The following is a 1,016-nucleotide window of genomic DNA, read 5'->3' as shown; positions in this document are numbered from 1 at the left end:
GCTTTCATGGCGCGCAGGCAACTGCCGATGTCGGGGAAGCCCGTCATGAAGATGAAGGGCATGCGATGGACCTCGGTGGCCTTTTGCTGAAAGTAGAGTCCGCTTTCACCTTGCAGGCGGACGTCGAGCAGCAAGCAGCTCGGTCGGTCCGGCTTCTCGGACGCGTTAGAGGTGGCTGTGCCCTCGACGGTACACGCGGCAAAGCCGGCGGAGCGGAGGAGGCTGGACAAAGATGTGCGGATTGCATCTTCGTCGTCGACGATGCAGACGAGTGGCCGCTCGTCGCATGTGCGATTGCTGGGCATGCTTGTTCGGTTGCCGGTTCCGGGGCGGAGCCCCATGCCTGCGGGGGCGCCGCGAAGGCATGGCAAGGATAGGGTTGGACGTGTCTCCGCGGACAGACGAAATCGCGGAGATTCCGGACATCTTCAGGCTGCGCGGCGCTCGACTCAGGCAGTCGACTTGACGGCGTTGGGCGCCGGGAATAGATTGCGCGAGAGTCTCACGAAACTGTCATTGGGACGCTGACGTAACGAGAAAGAAGCAATGCGGCAAATCGGCTTGATTCTAGAAAATGGATTCCAGGTCATCGGTCTCTCGGCGCTATCCGCGTTTGAACTGGCCAATGTGGAGCTCGGCGAAGAGGGCTACCGCATGACGATCCTCTCCCAATACGGAGGTATCGTTCATTCGACGATTGGCTTGGGGATCGTGACCACCAAATTCGACACGATGCCCGATACGTTGATGGTTGCGGGGATTCGTGTCCCGGGCCCCCTGGATCCCGGGCTGAAGTCCTACATCAGCCGTGCGGCCCACGAGGCACGACGTGTCGCGGGCATCTGCACGGGCGCGTTCGCGCTTGCAGAGGCCGGCGTGCTGGACGGAAAGACTGCTACCACCCACTGGCTGCATGCCAGACGATTGCAGGAAACCTTTCCTCAGGTTCGTGTCGACGAGGATCGGATTTTTGTGCAGGACGGAAACATTTGGACCTCGGCCGGCATGTCTGCGGC

2 protein-coding genes are annotated in these 1,016 nt (G+C 60.9%); one reads left to right on the top strand and one right to left on the bottom strand.

The window, feature by feature from the left end; genetic code table 11:
- The coding region (locus tag AC1DS6_RS42655) for a response regulator transcription factor (protein ID WP_477104814.1) at window positions 1-305 on the bottom strand (305 nt) is incomplete at its 3' end.
- Window positions 306-546: 241 nt separating this feature from the next.
- Between AC1DS6_RS42655 and AC1DS6_RS42650 the strand changes: the two genes are divergently transcribed.
- Window positions 547-1,016, top strand: a 470-nt coding sequence (locus AC1DS6_RS42650; RefSeq protein ID WP_477104813.1) for an AraC family transcriptional regulator, incomplete at its 3' end; no start/stop codon positions are given.

The sequence above is a fragment of the Cupriavidus sp. 05L310 genome (assembly GCF_056398185.1).
This window is presented reverse-complemented; position numbering and strand designations above follow the sequence as displayed.